Genomic DNA, 17,449 nt, shown 5'->3' with positions numbered 1-17,449 from the left:
GCGTCACGCCTCCTTATCCTGCACTCAAATAGAGGTAGGCGTCTTCAATTCCCGCATGAACCGCTGTCGCCTGCTCGTTTGGCGGAGTCTCCGACACCACGCGGAGCAGCAGCCCGTCTTCGCGCCGGACCGTTGCGCTGATAAGCCACTTGGCGCGGGCTTCCTGGAGCTGGCTTTCGGGTATGACAACGTTCCATACTTTCCCCTGTACATGCCGCAGAAGCTCGCCGGGGTTGGAATCGCTGATCAGCCGGCCTTTGGAGAGGATGGCGATTCTGTCCGCCGTCGCTTCAATGTCCGATACGATGTGAGTGGAGAAAATAATAAGACGTTCCCCTGACAGGTCGGTCAGCAGATTGCGGAACGACAAGCGCTCGGCGGGATCCAGCCCGATTGTGGGTTCGTCGATAATAAGCAGCTTGGGATCGTTGAGCAGGGCCTGGGCGATGCCGATTCGCTGTTTCATGCCGCCCGAGAAGCTGCCGATTCTTCTCTTGCGCACGTCATGCAGATGCAGCAGTCCGAGGAGCTCGTCGATGCGCTTCTCCGCGGCCTTGCCGCTTATCCCTTTTACCGCCGCCATATAGTTCAGAAATTCATGGGCGCTGAGATGCGGATAGACACCGAAATCTTGCGGAAGATAGCCGAGAATACGGCGAATTTCTTCGGGATTTTCACCAATGCCGACTCCGTTCCACGTAATGGTGCCCTCGGAAGGCTCCGAAATGGTGGCTAATAGCCGCATCAAGGTAGATTTCCCGGCTCCGTTAGGACCGAGTAGACCTAGAATGCCGGGCTGTACCTCTAAATCGACATGGCGGAGCCCCCATACATTTTCCTGGTACTGCTTACCGATATTGCTCATTGAAAGTAGGATGTCGGCCACCTCGCATCTAACAAATATTAACAAAATAACCAGATATCAAAAAAGAGTATACACATTAAAAATGGAAATGTCTATATCAAAAAGACATATTTACCAAAACATTATAATTAAAAATTAATTCATTAAAAGACAAAATAAGTAACAATAATTTCAATTTTTTATTATTTGAAAATGCATTGACAACATTTGTAAACCTACTCTATCATAATTTATGAAAGAATTGGTAAATTCGACTTTCTTTTGCTACTTTAGACCTCCCAGAACTCCTCACATGATTCGTTAGTCTTACGTTTAGTCGGGCGTTTGGACTAAGGACACCTCAAGAACCCAGCCCACATTACTGGAACAAGATCTGCCCTCATCATGAACTGCCTGAATAGCTTTTCGGATTGAAGCTGACCTCGAGCATTTTTTTAAAATGCTGCTTTATCAGCGGTTATTTGTCCTGCAAAAAAAATACAGATGGAGGATGAAATGATGAACTCGTTCGAACTTTTGGAGTCAAATGTAAGATCTTACAGCAGGGTATTTGGGGATGTGTTCCGCACGGCTAAAAATTCCATGATGTTTACGGAAGAAGGCAAATGCTTCCTCGACTTTTTCGCTGGAGCGGGGGCTTTGAATTACGGGCATAATCCCGATTTTATCAAAGGGAAATTGCTGGAATATATCGGGTCCGATGCGGTAGTTCATGGTCTGGATATGTACACGACGGCCAAGCGGACTTTTATCGAAACGTTCAATGAACTGATCCTGGCGCCGAAAGGGCTGGACTACAAACTGATGTTCTGCGGGCCTACCGGCACAAATGCGGTCGAAGCGGCTCTGAAGCTGGCGAGAAAGGCGAAGAAACGGACCGGTATCTTTTCGTTCAGCGGCGGTTTTCACGGTATGTCTTACGGCGCCCTGGCTGCAACGGGCAATTTGTACAACCGCGGGGGCGCAGGCGCTCCGCTGCACAACGTGACGTTCATGCCGTATCCTTACGGATTCAATGAGTCTTTCGACACGATCGGCTATATGGAGAATGTGCTCACGGACGCGAACAGCGGTATCGAGAAGCCCGCTGCCGTCATTCTTGAAACAGTTCAAGCCGAAGGCGGCGTAATCGTGGCTCCGGTGGAGTGGCTGCAGCGGCTGAGCGCTCTGTGCAAAGAGCATGACATTCTGCTTATCGTCGACGATATCCAGGTCGGCTGCGGACGTACGGGGTCGTTCTTCTCGTTCGAACGGGCGGGAATTCAGCCGGATCTTGTCGTGCTGTCGAAATCGATCAGCGGTTACGGGCTCCCGATGTCGCTTCTTCTCCTGAAGCCGGAGCTGGACGTATGGCAGCCGGGCGAGCATAACGGAACGTTCCGCGGAAACCAGCTTGCTTTCGTCGGCGCGACGGCGGCGCTGGAGTTCAGAATTTCTTCGAACCTGGAGGAATCGGTGAAAGAGAAGGAAGCATGGGTCAGCGACTATCTGCAAAAAGAGATCGTTCCCCTGCACCCGGCCATCACAGTCCGTGGACTCGGCCTGATCTGGGGAATCGATCTGGGCGGACTGGAAGGCGGCGAGCAGGCAGCCAAATTCGTGGCGTCCCGCTGCTACGACCAGGGTCTCATTATCGAACGGTCCGGAAGAAATGACACAGTCGTGAAACTGATGCCTGCCTTGACGATTGATTCCGAGCTGCTGGAGCAGGGCTGCACGATCGTCAAAGAAGCGCTTGCCGCTTATTTCGAGCAGGCTGGGCTGTCCACGAGCAAGGAAGCGACGCTTGAGCCGGTTTAATTTTTAACCGGCTTCCGCAAGCTTTTACAAATTGGATACGAATGGGGCAGGTGACAGGATGAAAAAGATTTTCTTGTTTTGTCTGCCCTATGCGGGCGGGTCGTCGGTCATTTACACAAGGTGGAAGCCCCTGCTGGATTCCGGCATTGAGCTGGTACCGCTGGAGCTGGCGGGCCGGGGAAGGCGCATTAGCGAGTCTTTCTACGAAAATGTGGACGAAGCCGTAAATGATCTTCTGCCCGTAGTGGAACCTTATCTCGACAAAGGTCAGGCTGCTTTTTTCGGTTACAGCATGGGCAGCCTGATTGCCTTTGAACTCATCCACCGCATTAGGGAAAAGCACGGACAAAACCCGCTGCATTTTTTCGCGGCGGCCAGGATGGCTCCTCATATACAGCGGACAGAGCCTCCTTTGCACGGGCTGGAGCCGGAATTGTTCAAAACGAAAATTGCGGATTTGGGGGGGACTCCTCCCCAATTATTCGAAAATTTAGAACTGATGAATTTGTTTTTACCTCTTCTCCGGGCGGATTTCCGGCTTGTCGAAACATACGCTTTCGCCGAGAAAGCGGAGAAGCTGGACTGTGCCATGACGGTATTGGCGGGGAAGCGGGATACGATGCGGGAAACGGATGTGCTCGACTGGAGGCGTCATACGACGGGCGCTTTTACGGCTCATTCGTTTGACGGCGGGCATTTTTTCATCAATGACTTCCAGAAAGAGATCGTGGATATCCTGCACGCTTCCCTGGGAATCCGTTACTCATCTTTGTACGCGTAAGAAAGGAGCGGGGTATGGTTACTACCGCCTGGTTATTTCCCGGGCAGGGTTCCCAGTATGTCGGCATGGGGGCTGCCTGGTATGCCCGTTACGACGGGGCGAAAGCATTGTTCGAAGAAGCAAGCGACTTGGCCGGCTACGATATGAAATCTTTGTGTTTCGAAGGAAGCGCCGCCCGGCTCTCCAGAACGTCTTTCACACAGCCGGCGCTGCTGACGATAAGCGTTCTGGCAAGCCGGGTATACCTGCACGAGATCGGGATCGAACCCCGATACTCGGCCGGGCACAGCCTCGGTGAATACTCCGCGCTGGTGAGCAGCGGCGTCCTCACATTTGCGGAGGCGCTGGGGCTGGTCATCCAGAGGGGCAAGTTCATGGAGGAGGCGGCGGAAGCCGGCCTCGGCTCCATGATCGCTGTCCGCACGTCCGATCAGCCTATGCTGGAGGAGCTGTGCCGCAGGCATTCTTCCGACGGGCAGCCGGCGGCCATTGCCGGATACAATTCCGGCAGCCAGCTGGTCGTCTCCGGCCACCGGAGCGCAGTGACAAGCGCAGCGGAGGAACTGGAGCGGCTCGGCATCGAAGTGACCCGGCTCGCGGTCAGCGGACCGTTCCACAGCGTGCTTATGCAGCCTGCGGCGGAAAGCCTGGAAGAAGAGCTGAACAAGGTCACATTCAAGGAGGGCCGCTGGGCGGTCATTTCCAATGCCACGGCGCTTCCTTACCCGGATGCGGCGGCTATCCGCCGGGGTCTTGTCGATCAGATGACCAAACCGGTGAAGTGGCTGCAAACGGTTCGGTTTTTAGCGGAAGAAGGCGTTGAACTGGCCGTTGAACTGGGTCCGAGAACGGTTCTGAAAAACTTGACCCGGGACAGCTCGGAACAGATCCGGCCTTACGCTTATGACCGGGAAGCGGATGCGGGGAGTTTGGCGGACCTGTTTCCGATCCGGCAGTTTATCGAGGAAGGATTCTCTGCCGCGGTTTCGGCGCCCAATACGAACTGGGACGAGGAAGAGTATGCGCAGGGAGTGCTGGAGCCGGTCAGACGCGTGCGTGAAATGCTGAGTTCTTACACGGAAACGAACGGTTCGGTCCGGGATGCCTACGGTCTGAGGCAGGACGTACAGGAATGCGTCCGGCAAGTGCTTCGGACGAAGAAGGTATCCGAGAAGGAACAAGACGAGACGATTCGCCGGTTGTTTACGGGCTCTTTTACAAAAAACTTGTGACAACGGGATAACTGCGGAGGGATGAAGGTGGAACAATTTCAGACACTGATTGACGTTATCCGGGACAGGGGAGACAAGAAGTCCAGCGGAATAACCTTTATTAACGGTGACCAGAACGAAGAGAGTATTACTTACGGAGAGCTGCTTGAAGACGCGCTTGGCGTCCTTCACCATCTCCAAAGCTCGGGCATGAAAGCGGGCGACGAGCTTCTTATGCAAATCGACGATAACAGGTCTTTTCTGAATGTGTTCTGGGGCTGCCTGCTGGGGGGAATTATCCCGGTACCGGTAACGGTCGGCAATAATGACGAGCACAAGATGAAACTGTTTAAAATATGGGATACCCTGAACAATCCTTACTTGATCACCGAAGGAAAAGCATTGGACAACCTGGAGAAATATGCCCTCCAAAACGGAAAAGAGGAGGTGTTCGAAAAGGTCAGGGAAGTGTCTCTTTTTACGGATAAAGTACATTATTTCACTGGGAATAAGGGGGTTATTCACGAAGCGAAGGCGTCCGATCTGGCGTTTATCCAGTTTTCGTCAGGTTCGACGGGGGATCCGAAAGGGGTCATGCTGACCCATGAAAATCTGATTTATAACACGCGGGACATGGCCGTTCAGGCGGAGATGGACGAAACGGATGCCTACCTCGGCTGGATGCCGCTCACGCATGATATGGGACTGATTGCTTTTCACCTGACCTGCGTCATGTCCAACACCAGACAGCTTATTATGCCGACCGCGCTGTTTATCCGTCGCCCGTCTTTGTGGATGAAGAAAGCGTCGGAGCATAAGGCCACCCAGACTTGCTCGCCCAACTTCGGATATAAATTTTTCCTGGCCCAGTATAAACCGGAAAATGCGGCGGATTGGGACTTGTCCGGGCTGCGTCTGATTTATAACGGGGCAGAACCGATTTCCAGCGAGCTTTGCGATGTGTTTATGGAGGCGATGAGCAAACACGGCCTGAGAAGTACGGCAATGTTTACCGTATACGGCATGGCTGAGGCAAGCGTGGGAATGTCTCTCCCGCCTCTGGGAGAAAATTTCAGGCGGCTTCACCTGGACAGGGAACATCTGAACGTCGGCGAACAGGTGCTCCAGATCGAAGCTTCGGATAATCGTTGCTTGACGTTTGTGGATGTCGGTTATCCGCTGCGAAGCAGCTACATCCGTATCTGCGACGACGCGAACCTGCCTCTGGACGATTACGTGATCGGGAATATTCAAATCCGCGGTATGAACGTAACGTCCGGCTATTACAACAATCCCGAAGCGACCGCCAAGGTTATCACTCCAGACGGATGGCTCATAACGGGCGACCTGGGCTTTATGCGCGAGGGCCGGCTCATTATTACGGGCCGGGCGAAAGATATCATTTTTGCGAACGGGCAAAATGTATATCCTCACGACATCGAGCGGGTTGCGGAAGAAGTGGAAGGCGTGGAGCTCGGGAAAGTAGCGGTTTGCGGCGCTTACGATCCGGCGACCCGCCAGGACCGGATTATCGTTTTTGTCATGCACACGAAAAAAATCGAAGATTTCGCCCCGCTGGCCAAACGTCTCAAGGGTCACTTGAATTACCGGGGAGGGTGGGACATTCAAGCGGTTCTCCCCATCCGGCGGATTCCCAAAACGACCAGCGGCAAAGTGCAGCGATACAAGCTTGCCCAGGACTACACGGACGGGAAGTTTGAAGAAACGCTTGCGGGACTCCAGAAAATTTGGGAGCAGGAAAAGCAGCGTGCGCGTGCGGCTGTCATTCCGCGCAGCGTAGCGGAGCAGAAGCTGCTTGCCATTGTGAAGCAAATTTTGCAGGTTGACGAGATTGATACGAACGAGAGCTATTTCGATATCGGAGCCAGCTCCCTCCAGCTCGTGCAAATCGTCGAAGAGCTCGAAACCCAACTGGGCGTTCAAGTGTCCGTGACGGACTTTTTCTCCTATCCGACGATTTCGAAGCTGGCCGCCTTTATCTCCCAGGGGGATGAGGCCGAACATTTCGAGCAGGGCGATAGATTGGCGGATTCCGGTCAGGAAACCGACGGCGATATCGCGATTATCGGAATGTCCGGAAAATTCCCGCAGGCGGACAACCTTAAGCAGTTTTGGACGAACATCTCCGAGGGCCGTGACTGTATCGCCCCGTATGGCGAAAAGAGGAGAAAGGACGCCGAAGCGTTCATTTCTCATTTGAATACGGAGGGCCGGAATTTGTTGCTGGCGGAAGGCGGCTATTTGGACGAAATCGATACGTTCGACTATTCGTTCTTCAAGCTGACGCCGCGCGAAGCTTCGCTGATGGATCCGAACCAGCGGCTTTTTCTGCAAACCGTATGGAGCGCGATCGAAGATGCGGGTTACGGCGGTTCCAATCTTTCCGGCAAACGAGTAGGCGTTTACGTCGGATTTTCCAAAACCAGCTTTGAATACGAGCGGCTTCTGTCCGAGGTGTCCCCGGCTTCTCTGCCGAATTTCGCGATCGGAAATTTGTCCTCGATCATTTCCAGCCGGATATCATATCTGCTTGATCTTAAGGGACCTGCCGTCACCGTTGATACCGCTTGTTCTTCCTCGCTGGTGGCCGTTCATCTGGCCTGCAAAGCGATTCTGAGCGGAGACTGCGATATGGCGCTTGCGGGCGGCGTGAAAACGATCCTGCTGCCGCTTAAGGCGGGCATCGGCATGGAATCCTCCGACGACCGTGCTCGGGCTTTCGACGACAGTTCGGACGGCACGGGCTGGGGCGAAGGCGTGGGCGCCGTTTTCCTGAAACCTCTCAGCAAAGCGATCAAAGACAAGGACAACATCCTTGCGGTGATCAAGGGGAGCGCGATTAACCAGGACGGAAGCACCGTGGGCATATCGGCCCCGAACGCATCCTCCCAGGCGGATGTCATTTCCCAAGCCTGGCGCAATGCACGGATCGATCCGGAGACGGTAACTTATATCGAAGCTCACGGAACCGGAACCAAACTCGGCGATCCGGTCGAAATCGACGGAATCGGGAAGGCTTTCCGCAGAAGGACGAAACGCAAGCAATTCTGTGCCATCAGCACGGTTAAATCCAATATCGGTCACTTGTATGAAGCGGCCGGCATCGCAGGGTTGATCAAGACGGTGCTTTCCCTGCAGCACAAGCAAATCGCCCCTTCCGTTCATTACCGGGTTCCGAACCGGAAAATCAGTTTCGAGGAATCGCCGGTTTATGTGAATACCCGGTTAAAAGAGTGGCAAACGGAGGGCGCTCCAAGAAGATGCGGGATCAGCTCGTTCGGTTTCAGCGGAACCAATTGCCATGTCGTACTGGAAGAGTACACCGGAGCCCGCGAAGCTCTGCCCGAAGCATCTGCGGCAAATGGCGGATCCGAAGGCAGCGTCCCGCTGCTGCTCACCCTGTCGGCTAAAACCGAGGAAGGATTGCAGGAGCTTATCCGGGATTACGACAAGCTGTTTGCCCGTACGGATGAACTCGATATGCAGGATGTATGTTATACGGCCGGCACGGGCCGCAGCCATCTGACTTACCGGTTGGCGGTTACGGCAGCCGGCGCAGCCGAATTGAAACAGAAACTGCAGCGTCTTCACAGGGAAGGCAAGGGTTCGGACGGCGTTTATATCGGCAAAATAGACAGCGCTCAAGCGCAAGAATACACGCATCCGGGAAATCTCGCCGATCTTGGCGCGGAAGCTGTGCAAGAACTGGCCCGTCAGTATGTACAGGGAGCATCCGTAGATTGGAAGGCCCTGTATGCGAAAGGCTCATTCAGAAAAGTATCCCTTCCGACGTATCCGTTCCAGCGGAAAAGATGCTGGATCGACGTTCCCGTCAAGGCCGGACAGGCAGCATCTGCGGCGCAATCGCGGCATTCGGCGCCAACGGGGCAATCGGAACGGGAACAATATATATCCGCAAAGGAGCAGGTGAGTGTGGTGAACGAACAGCTACAGGCGGAAACAGCCTCCGCCCGTCACGCCGATTCCGTCCGTCAGACGCTGATTACGATGATCGGCAACGTATCGCAGCTCAGTACGGAAGAGCTTCAGCCTCAGACACATTTCCTTGAGCTGGGACTGGACTCCATCAATTTATCCCAGGTCCGTCACAGCATTAAAGACGCGTTCGGACTGGATGTTCCCATGAGCGATTTCTTCGAATCGCTCACAAACCTGGACCTGCTGACGGCCTATATCGTCGAACGGGTGCCGCAGGCCGAAACCGCGTCCGGTATCCGTTCAGAAGCGGCCCTGCAAGCGCCTCCCGCCGAGACGGCGTCTGCCGTTTACGAGCGGACTGTTCCTGCGGAGCCGTACAGCTACAGCGAGCCTGCCGGAGCGGCAGGCGGACAAGGGCAGGCAGAGGCCGCGTCCGTTACGGTCGCAGGTGTCGCCGGAAGCTCAGCTTCTTCCGCAGTCGAGCGCATCGTGGAGCAGCAGCTCCAGCTGATGTCACAGCAGCTGCAAGTGCTCGGAAGCCGTCCGGCAGTGCTAGCGCCGCTGTCCGTTCAACCGGCCGCCGTGCCCGTACCGGCACCTGCCGTGAGGGTGATTGCGGCGTCTCCGGCGCGGCCTGACGCCCGGCTGCATGCGGGAACGACGAGAGAAGTCGCCGCAGCCGTCGAAACGAGACCGGCCCCGCAACAGGTAAACGGCGAGGAGCCGAAGCCTTACGTTCCTTATAAAGCGCTGGACCTGAAAGCCCGCGAATCGCTGTCGCAGAGACAGGAAAAGCATGTCCGCGAGCTGATAGAACGGTACACGGCACGGACGGGTCGTACGAAAGCCTACACCCAGCAGTACCGCGATGTGTATGCGAACAACCGCAATGTCGCCGGCTTCCGGCCTCTTTTGAAAGAAATGGTTTACCAGATCATTTCGGAACGTGCCGAGGGCTCCAAACTGTGGGATCTCGACGGCAACGAGTATGTCGATTTGACGATGGGATTCGGTGTGAATCTGTTCGGACATAACCCTGCGTTCGTGCGCGAAAAGATTGAGCGGGAGCTTGCGAACGGCATGTGCCTGGGCCCTATGTCCAATCTCGCGGGTCAGGTCGCCGAATCCATCTGCAGAATGACCGGAGTGGAGCGCATCGCGCTGTACAATTCCGGAACGGAAGCCGTTATGGTTGCCCTGAGGCTTGCCCGTGCCGCAACCGGCCGTGCCAAGGTCGTTATTTTCGCCGGTTCTTATCACGGTACGTTCGATGGCGTGCTCGCGTTGGGAAGCGCGGGAACGAACAAGGAGCATTCGACCCCGCTGGCTCCGGGCATTCTGCAAAATATGGTCGACGACGTGGTCGTGCTCAATTACGGAAGCGAAGACTCGCTGGAATATATCCGTACGCACGCCCATGAACTGGCTGCCGTGGTGGTCGAGCCCGTGCAAAGCCGCCGGCCCGATTTCCAGCCGAAAGCATTCCTCGAAGAAATCCGTCGTATCACGGCTCAGTCCCGCACCGCCTTCATCTTCGATGAAGTGATTACCGGTTTCCGCCTGCATCCGGGCGGCGCTCAGGCATGGTTCGGCATTAAAGCGGACCTGGTCACGTACGGCAAGGTCATCGGGGGCGGCATGCCGATCGGTATCGTTGCCGGTTCCTCGGCATATATGGACGGCATTGACGGAGGAACCTGGAAATTCGGCGACGATTCCTTCCCGCAGAACGAACACCGGAGAACGTTCGTAGCAGGTACGTTCTGCCATCATCCGCTGGCTATGGCTGCATCCCTCGCCGTGCTGAACCATCTGGAAGCCTCGGGAGGCCAAGTCCAGGCGGAGCTGAATGCGCGCACGGCACGGTTCGCCGATGAGCTGAACACGTATTTCGGTCGGGAAGGCGTGCCGATCAAGGTGGTGCACTTCGGTTCGCTTTTCCGCTTTGTACTTAAAGGCGACCTTGAGCTGTTCTACTATCACATGCTCGATAAAGGCATTTACATCTGGGAGGGGCGCAACTGCTTCTTGTCCACCGCCCACTCGGAAGAAGATATCTCACGCATTATACAAGCTGTCAAAGACAGCATCGGCGAATTGCGAAAAGGCGGATTTCTTCCCGACCGGGACCCGTCCCCGGACGATGACGATCCTTCCGGCAGCCGGCGTCCCGCCGACAAGCTGCCGGAAGGCGGTCAAGGAGAAGCGTTTCCGCTGACTCCGGACCAGAAGCAGCTCTGGTTCGCCTCCGTTTCCAACCGCAAGGATTCCCCGTCGCTTCACGAAACCGCACTTCTGCGGTTTCGCGGACCGCTGCGGAATGAGGTGTTCGAGCAGGCTGTCCAGGCTGTTACCGCCAGACATGAAGCTCTCCGTCTCGTCATCAGCCAAGACGGTGAAACCCAGAACGTAACGGATGCCTTGAATGTGCCGGTTCCGGTTGTGGATTTAACGGGTTTGAATCCTTCGGAACAGGAACGCCAGATGCGGAATTGGCTCCATCGCGAGAGTCAAACGCCGTTCGATTTGGAGCAGGAGACACCGCTGTTCCGTATTCATCTTCTCCGTACATCGGCTGACGAGCATACGGCCGTGTTCACTTTTCATCACCTGATTGCCGACGGATGGTCCATGGCTCTGTTCGTCCAGGAACTGGAGCGGATTTATTCCGCTCTTGTCCGTCGGGAAGCTCATCGCCTGCCGGAACCGGCACCTTTCAGAAAATATGCCGCCTGGCAGTCCGAGCAGCTGAAGAAACCGCAGAGCGCTCAAGCCGCCGTTTATTGGAACGGACTTTTCGAGAAGCAGGTTCCCGTGGTCGAGCTGCCTTCCCCCGTCCGGGGAACGGTTCTTCCGACCTCCCGGGGCGGAAGGCATACAACTGTACTCCAGGCCTCTCTTGTACAAGAACTGAAAAAAACCAGCATAAAACTCGGAAGCAGTCTTTTTGTGACGCTGCTTTCGGGATTTCATCTTTTTCTGCACCGGTTAACGGGTCAGAGCGATATTACGGTCGGAGTACCCACGGCCGGGCAGGCGCAGATGGAAGCTCCTTTTCTGATGGGAAACTGCGTCAATCTGCTCCCTGTTCTTAGCCGGGCTTCCTCCGAGCAAAGCTTTGCCGCTTATGCGGGTTCTATCAAGCAAAGAATGAACGAGCTGGACGCTTATCAGGCATACAGCTTTGCGGCGCTGGCGGAGCGCGGGCTAAGCAATCTGCCTGTCCTTACGGCCGTATTCAACATGGACCGTCCGCTGCCGAAGCTCGCTTTTCACGAGCTTGACACGGAACTGATTGTACATGATCCGGCATATTGCAAGTACGAGCTTTTCCTGAACGTGACGGAGATTTCTAAAGAGCTGAGGCTCGATTTCGATTATAATGCGGACCTTTTCAAGCCCGAAACGGTTGAAACCTGGTCCCGTTATTTCATTCGTTTGCTCGAATCTATCGCCGAAGAGGGCGATAAACGCCTGCCCGAACTGTCTCTCCTCAGTGCGGAGGAAAGTGAGCGGGTGTGGGCGAGATGGGCCCTACATGCGGATGAGAACGGGAGCTACGAATGTATTCTGGACGTCTACAAGTATCCGGCTCCGCCCGGAACGATCGGCGAAGTTTACGCGGTTTCTGGCGGAAAGGTCGAATCTCCGTCGAACCGTTTCACGAGTACGGGGAAATGGGCCTACAGTTACGCCAGCGGGGCCATTAAACGGCTCGGAAAAACTTCGCGCTCTGTCCTAGTGCGCGGAAACCGCGTGTTTTTGGATCAGATCGAAGAGCATTTGCTGCACACGCTTCACCTTGAGGCATGTGCCGTAACCGCTCATCTCCGCCCTGAAAATGAAGCAGTTGACTATATGACGGCCTACATCGTTTCCAACCCTTCAAAAATATGGAAAGAAATAGAAAGTTTTTCTCTGCTGCATGAAACCTTGCCGGATTATGCGGTCCCCCGGTATGTGATTCCGATGGCGGAGCTTCCCCTGCTGCCTGATGGAGAAACGGATTTTGCGGCTTTGCCTGTTCCCACCGGCGGCAATTTGCCGGTTCCCGGCAAACAAAACTTGCAAGGAACCGTAACGGACAAGCTCACCGCTATTTGGAAGGATGTGCTTGGCGCCGCTCATGTAAATTCCACGGACAATCTTTTCCAGCTGGGCGGTGATTCGTTAAAAGCGACCGTCATTCTTTCCCGGGTAAACAAAGAATTCGGCATTCACATTCCGTTAAGCGAGCTTTTTGCCCTGCAGACGGTCGGGGACTTGGAACTGTACATCACGGGCGGTTCCGCACAAACGTACGAGCCTATTCAACCGATTCAGCGGAAGCGGTCTTATCCGGTCTCGTCGGCTCAAAAAAGAATGTACGTCCTTGATCAGTTGGGCGGCGGAGGGACAGCTTACAACGTGCCGGGACGCCTTTTTATAGAAGGAGAAATCGACCGGGAGCGCCTTATCCGGGCACTTCGGCAGGCGGTGGCGCGTCATGAATCGTTTCGGACCTATTTCGAGTTGGAGAACGGGGAAGTGGTACAAAAAATCGCGGAAGAGGCCGATTTCGATGTTCCCGTTTCGGAAGTGCGGGCGGAAGAGATAGAGACGCTGCAGATGCAGTTCGTCCGGCCGTTCGATCTCGCGCAAGCGCCTTTATTCCGGGCCGGTCTGTTCGAGCTTGAAACGGGCGGCAGCGTTCTGCTGATCGATGTTCACCATGCTGTGGCGGACGGTTACTCCATGGCCGTGCTTCTGGATGATTTTATCCAGCTTTATCAGGGTAGGCTTCTGCCTCCGCGAAATGTGCATTACAAAGATTATGCGATCTGGCAGAACGAGCAGCTGGCCGAAGGCAAATTCAGCGGACAGGAAGCTTATTGGCTCCAGACGCTGGAAGGCGAGCTTCCCGTCCTTCAGATGCCGACGGATTATCCACGCCCGGCCGCTCAAAGCTTTAAAGGGGACAGCTTTGTCCAGCTTCCGGACGGGAAATTGACAAAGGCGCTGTACAGCCTGGCGAAAGACAATGAAACGACTCTGTATATGGTGCTGCTGGCTGCCTATAATGTGCTGCTGGCCAAATATTCCGGTCAGGAGGACATCCTTGTCGGTACGCCCGCCGCAGGGAGAAGACACGCCGATACGGAGAATATGGCGGGGATGTTCGTAAATACGCTGGCGATCCGCAGCAAGCCCGAATCCTCTCTGGCTTTCGGACAATTTTTGCAAGAGGTGAAACGCCACTCTCTCGAAGCGTTCGAAAATCAGGAATATCCTTTCGAGGAAATTGTCGAGAAGCTGCAGCTCGTACGGGATTTGAGCCGTAACCCTCTTTTTGATACGATTTTCAGCCTGCAGAATGTAGGAACGGACGTCGTGAAGACGGGCAAGCTTTCCTTTAAGCCCGGGGAGTTTAATACAGGCATCTCCAAAGTTGATTTCTCCTTGCATGTTACGGAGCAAAAAGACGGGCTGCTGTTTACCTGGGAGTATGCTACAGATCTGTTCGCACGTGAAACAGTGGAGCGTCTGGCGCGGCACTATTCGGCCATCCTGGAGACGGTAGCCGGATCGGCGGATATTCTGCTTGGGGAAATCGGGATGCTCACGGCTTCGGAGAAAGAGGACCTGATCAGCGGGTTTAACGCCACGGCGGCGGAGTTTCCTTCTGGCATAACGATCCACGATGCGCTTGAGGAGCAGGCTGCGAAAACGCCGGAAGCTTCCGCGCTCGTTTTCGAGGGCCGGAGCCTGACGTACCGGGAATTGAACGAACGCGCCAATTCCGCAGCCCGGACGCTGCGAGAGCTGGGAGTGGGACCCGACCGGCTTGTCGGGCTGATGATGCCGCGCTCGGCCGAAATGATCATCGGCCAGCTCGCCGTGCTGAAAGCCGGAGGCGCGTACGTGCCCATCGATCCGGATTACCCTTCGGCACGTGTTCTCTATATGCTCCAGGACAGCGAAGCAGGGGTGCTGCTGACCAGCCGCAGCTTGATCGAGGACCTGGACTACGATGGAAACGTGCTGTTCCTCGATGAGGAAGAAATTTACCGGAACGACGGTTCCAATCTGGACGCTGGAGGCACAAAGCCTGAGCATCTGGCTTATGTCATCTATACGTCGGGATCGACAGGGAATCCGAAGGGTGTTATGCTGCCGCATCGTTCCGTCATGAACTTCGTAACCGGGATGAAAAAACAGATTGCTTTCCGCTCGGATAAAACGATTTTGTCGTTAACGACCATCTCGTTTGACATATTCGTTCTGGAATCTCTAGTGCCCCTTCTGACGGGAATGACAGTCGTCATCGGAGACCGGCATCATCAGCTTGAAGCCGAAGCTCTCGGTGAACTCATCCGTTCGCATGGGATTGATATGCTGCAAATGACGCCTTCCCGTCTGCAAATGCTGCTCGCCAACGAAGAAGGCAAGCGGGCGCTGAGCGGAGTGAAGGAAATTATGGTCGGCGGTGAAGCCCTCCCGCATGCGCTGTTGGAGCAGCTGCAGGCGCTTGACGGACTGAGGATCTACAACATGTACGGACCGACCGAAACGACGGTATGGTCCGCGGTTAGGGAGCTGACTCAGGCAAGCCGGATCGATATCGGCCGACCGATCGCCAATACGCAGGTGTATATCGTCGATGCGCGTTCCAACCTGCAGCCTGTCGGAGTGCCGGGCGAATTGTGCATAGCCGGAGAAGGACTGGCACGGGGGTATTGGAAGCGTGAAGATCTCACGGCGGAGAAATTCGTGCCCAATCCGTTTGTCTCCGGAACAAAAATGTATAAAACGGGCGATCTTGCCCGATGGAAGCCGGACGGGAACCTGGAATTCCTGGGCCGGATCGATCACCAGGTGAAAGTAAGAGGCTTCCGCATCGAGCTCGGGGAGATAGAAAATGCTTTGATAAGGCTGCCATCCGTTCAGGAGGCGGCTGTTACGGTCAATCAAAGCGGCGGACATGAGGCCGTTTTGTGCGCGTATGTCGTGCCAAAGTCGGATTCGGCGATAAGCGCGGCGGAGGTCAGGGAGCAGCTAGCTAGACAGCTGCCTTACTATTCGGTCCCGTCGCACTATGTATTTCTAGACAAGCTTCCGCTTACGCCAAACGGTAAAACCGACCGGAAGTCGCTTCCCGAACCGGATGACCTGTTCCGTCCGGATACGGAGTACGCCCCTCCCCGCAATGAAGTGGAAGAGGCGCTGGCCGGCGTATGGCAGGATGTGCTGGGCCGGGACGGCATCGGCATTCACGACAATTTCTTCCTCCTAGGAGGAGATTCGATCAAAGGTATCCAGGTCGTGGCCCGTATGAGAGCGGAAGGGTATGCGCTGGACATCAAGCAGCTGTTCGAGCATCCGTCCATCGGGGATCTCGGCGCGTACGTGAAGTCGTCCGTCCGTGAAATCGCGCAAGGACCAATCGAAGGAGAAATGGTGCTGACCCCTGTGCAGAACCGGTATTTCGAACAAGGCGGTTACGAATCCGCCTCGTCGCTTTCGGCACTGTTGTTTTCGGAAGCCGGTCTGGAAGAAAACCATGTCCGTTCGGCTTGGGACAAGGTGCTGAAACAGCATGACGCCCTTCGTTTGCGTACCGTTTTGAAAGAAGGGGACTTGAAGCTGGAACACCATTCCCTGGAGGAAGAAGCTGCGGGACTGAGCGTCATTCGTCTGGAGGGGGACAAGCCCGATCTCAGAGCGGCCGTTGAACTGCAAAGCAAAGCGATTGAATCGGGTCTCTCCCTGAAAGAAGGACCGCTGGCGAAAAGCGTGCTGTTCAAGACAGGTGAAGGTGACTATCTTCTGATCGCGATCCACCGTCTGATTACCGACGATACTTCTTTTTCAGTCATTTTGGAAGACTTGGCGACCGTTTACGGACAGCTTGTGGCGGGAGAAAGCGTGTCGCTCCCTTTGAAAACAGATGCTTTCCGGACGTGGGCAGCCCATTTGGAAAAATACGCGGAGAGCAGCCAGGTGCAGGCCGGTCGGGAGTACTGGACTCTGTCAGGCAATGCGGACGAATGGACTGTTCCGCTTGATAAAGAAACCGAGGCGGGACTTCCGCCGCTCCGAAACTCGGTCTGCGCGGTTATCCCGGCGGAAAAGACGAGCCAATTGCTCGCTGGGGTGAAGGATATTTATTCGATGGAGGCCCGCGAAGCGATTTTATCCGCACTCGGCAAAACATTCGGCGATTGGTCCGGACTCAAACGTTTACACGTCGAACTGACGGCAGACGGCAGAAAGCTGTGCGCAGACAAGCGGCTGGATTTCTCGCGGACAGTGGGCTGGTTCGATACGCAGTATCCGCTTGTGCTGGATACCTCGAATTCCGGTGACTTGGCGGGCTATCTTAAACAAGTTAAAGAAACGGTACGTCAAGTCCCAGACGGAGGCATCGGGTACGGGGCTTTGTACGATCTTGCGTCTTCACGCCGGCAAGTAGAAGAGACCGCAGTCCGGAAGAAGCCGCGGATCGGGTTCGTCCACTTGGAGCCTTCGGGTGTCGCAACTCCTTATTTTGATTCGCTTAACGCGGGCGAAAGAATAAGAGACGATTTGTGGGCGGCACGGGAGTACAGCTGGTATCTCAAGAGCACGCTCGAATCGGGCGCCCTCACCCTCCGGCTCGATTATGACGGCCATGCGTACACGGAACAGACAGCATCGGATTTGCTTCATCGTCTGGAAGAAAATTTGGATGAGGTGCTGCGCCACTGCGAGGCCAAAACAGAGAGGGAGTTAACGCCGGCCGATGTCGGGGCAAACGATCTGGATCTCGATGAGTTCGAGGACATTAAACAATTTTACGAGAGCGTATAAGGG

Annotated in this window: 5 protein-coding genes; 4 read left to right on the top strand and 1 reads right to left on the bottom strand. The window is 55.1% G+C overall.

Features of this window, described 5'->3' with window-relative positions:
• Window positions 1–13 precede the first annotated feature (13 nt).
• Window positions 14–865 carry an ABC transporter ATP-binding protein gene (locus AC2TF6_RS16310; RefSeq protein WP_491307649.1) on the bottom strand — a complete coding sequence of 284 codons (852 nt, stop codon included), beginning with the start codon at window positions 863–865 and terminating at the stop codon, window positions 14–16.
• Between the two features lie 498 nt (window positions 866–1,363).
• Here AC2TF6_RS16310 and ectB point away from each other — a divergent pair, with 498 nt between their 5' ends.
• From ectB to AC2TF6_RS16290, 4 genes are read left to right on the top strand one after another with little or no spacing between them, the layout of a single operon-like run.
• Window positions 1,364–2,665, top strand: coding sequence for a diaminobutyrate--2-oxoglutarate transaminase (gene ectB / locus AC2TF6_RS16305; protein ID WP_016424054.1), 1,302 nt, complete (start codon window positions 1,364–1,366; stop codon window positions 2,663–2,665).
• Window positions 2,666–2,723: 58 nt separating this feature from the next.
• Window positions 2,724–3,446, top strand: coding sequence for a thioesterase II family protein (locus tag AC2TF6_RS16300; protein WP_491307648.1), 723 nt, complete (start codon window positions 2,724–2,726; stop codon window positions 3,444–3,446).
• Window positions 3,447–3,460: 14 nt separating this feature from the next.
• Entirely contained in the window at window positions 3,461–4,678 is a 1,218-nt protein-coding gene (gene fabD, locus AC2TF6_RS16295; RefSeq protein WP_491307647.1) for an ACP S-malonyltransferase, read from the top strand.
• 27 nt (window positions 4,679–4,705) lie between these two features.
• Window positions 4,706–17,446, top strand: coding sequence for an amino acid adenylation domain-containing protein (locus tag AC2TF6_RS16290; protein WP_491307646.1), 12,741 nt, complete (start codon window positions 4,706–4,708; stop codon window positions 17,444–17,446).
• Window positions 17,447–17,449 lie beyond the last annotated feature (3 nt).

It is taken from the genome of Paenibacillus sp. JNUCC 35 (genome assembly GCF_058269095.1).
This window is presented reverse-complemented; position numbering and strand designations above follow the sequence as displayed.

What these genes read in the sequence shown, in the direction of transcription:
- ectB (WP_016424054.1), top strand. Translation starts at nt 1,364, where the DNA reads ATGAACTCGTTCGAACTTTTGGAGTCAAATGTAAGATCTTACAGCAGG.
- AC2TF6_RS16310 (WP_491307649.1), bottom strand. Translation starts at nt 865, where the DNA reads ATGAGCAATATCGGTAAGCAGTACCAGGAAAATGTATGGGGGCTCCGC.
- fabD (WP_491307647.1), top strand. Translation starts at nt 3,461, where the DNA reads ATGGTTACTACCGCCTGGTTATTTCCCGGGCAGGGTTCCCAGTATGTC.
- AC2TF6_RS16300 (WP_491307648.1), top strand. Translation starts at nt 2,724, where the DNA reads ATGAAAAAGATTTTCTTGTTTTGTCTGCCCTATGCGGGCGGGTCGTCG.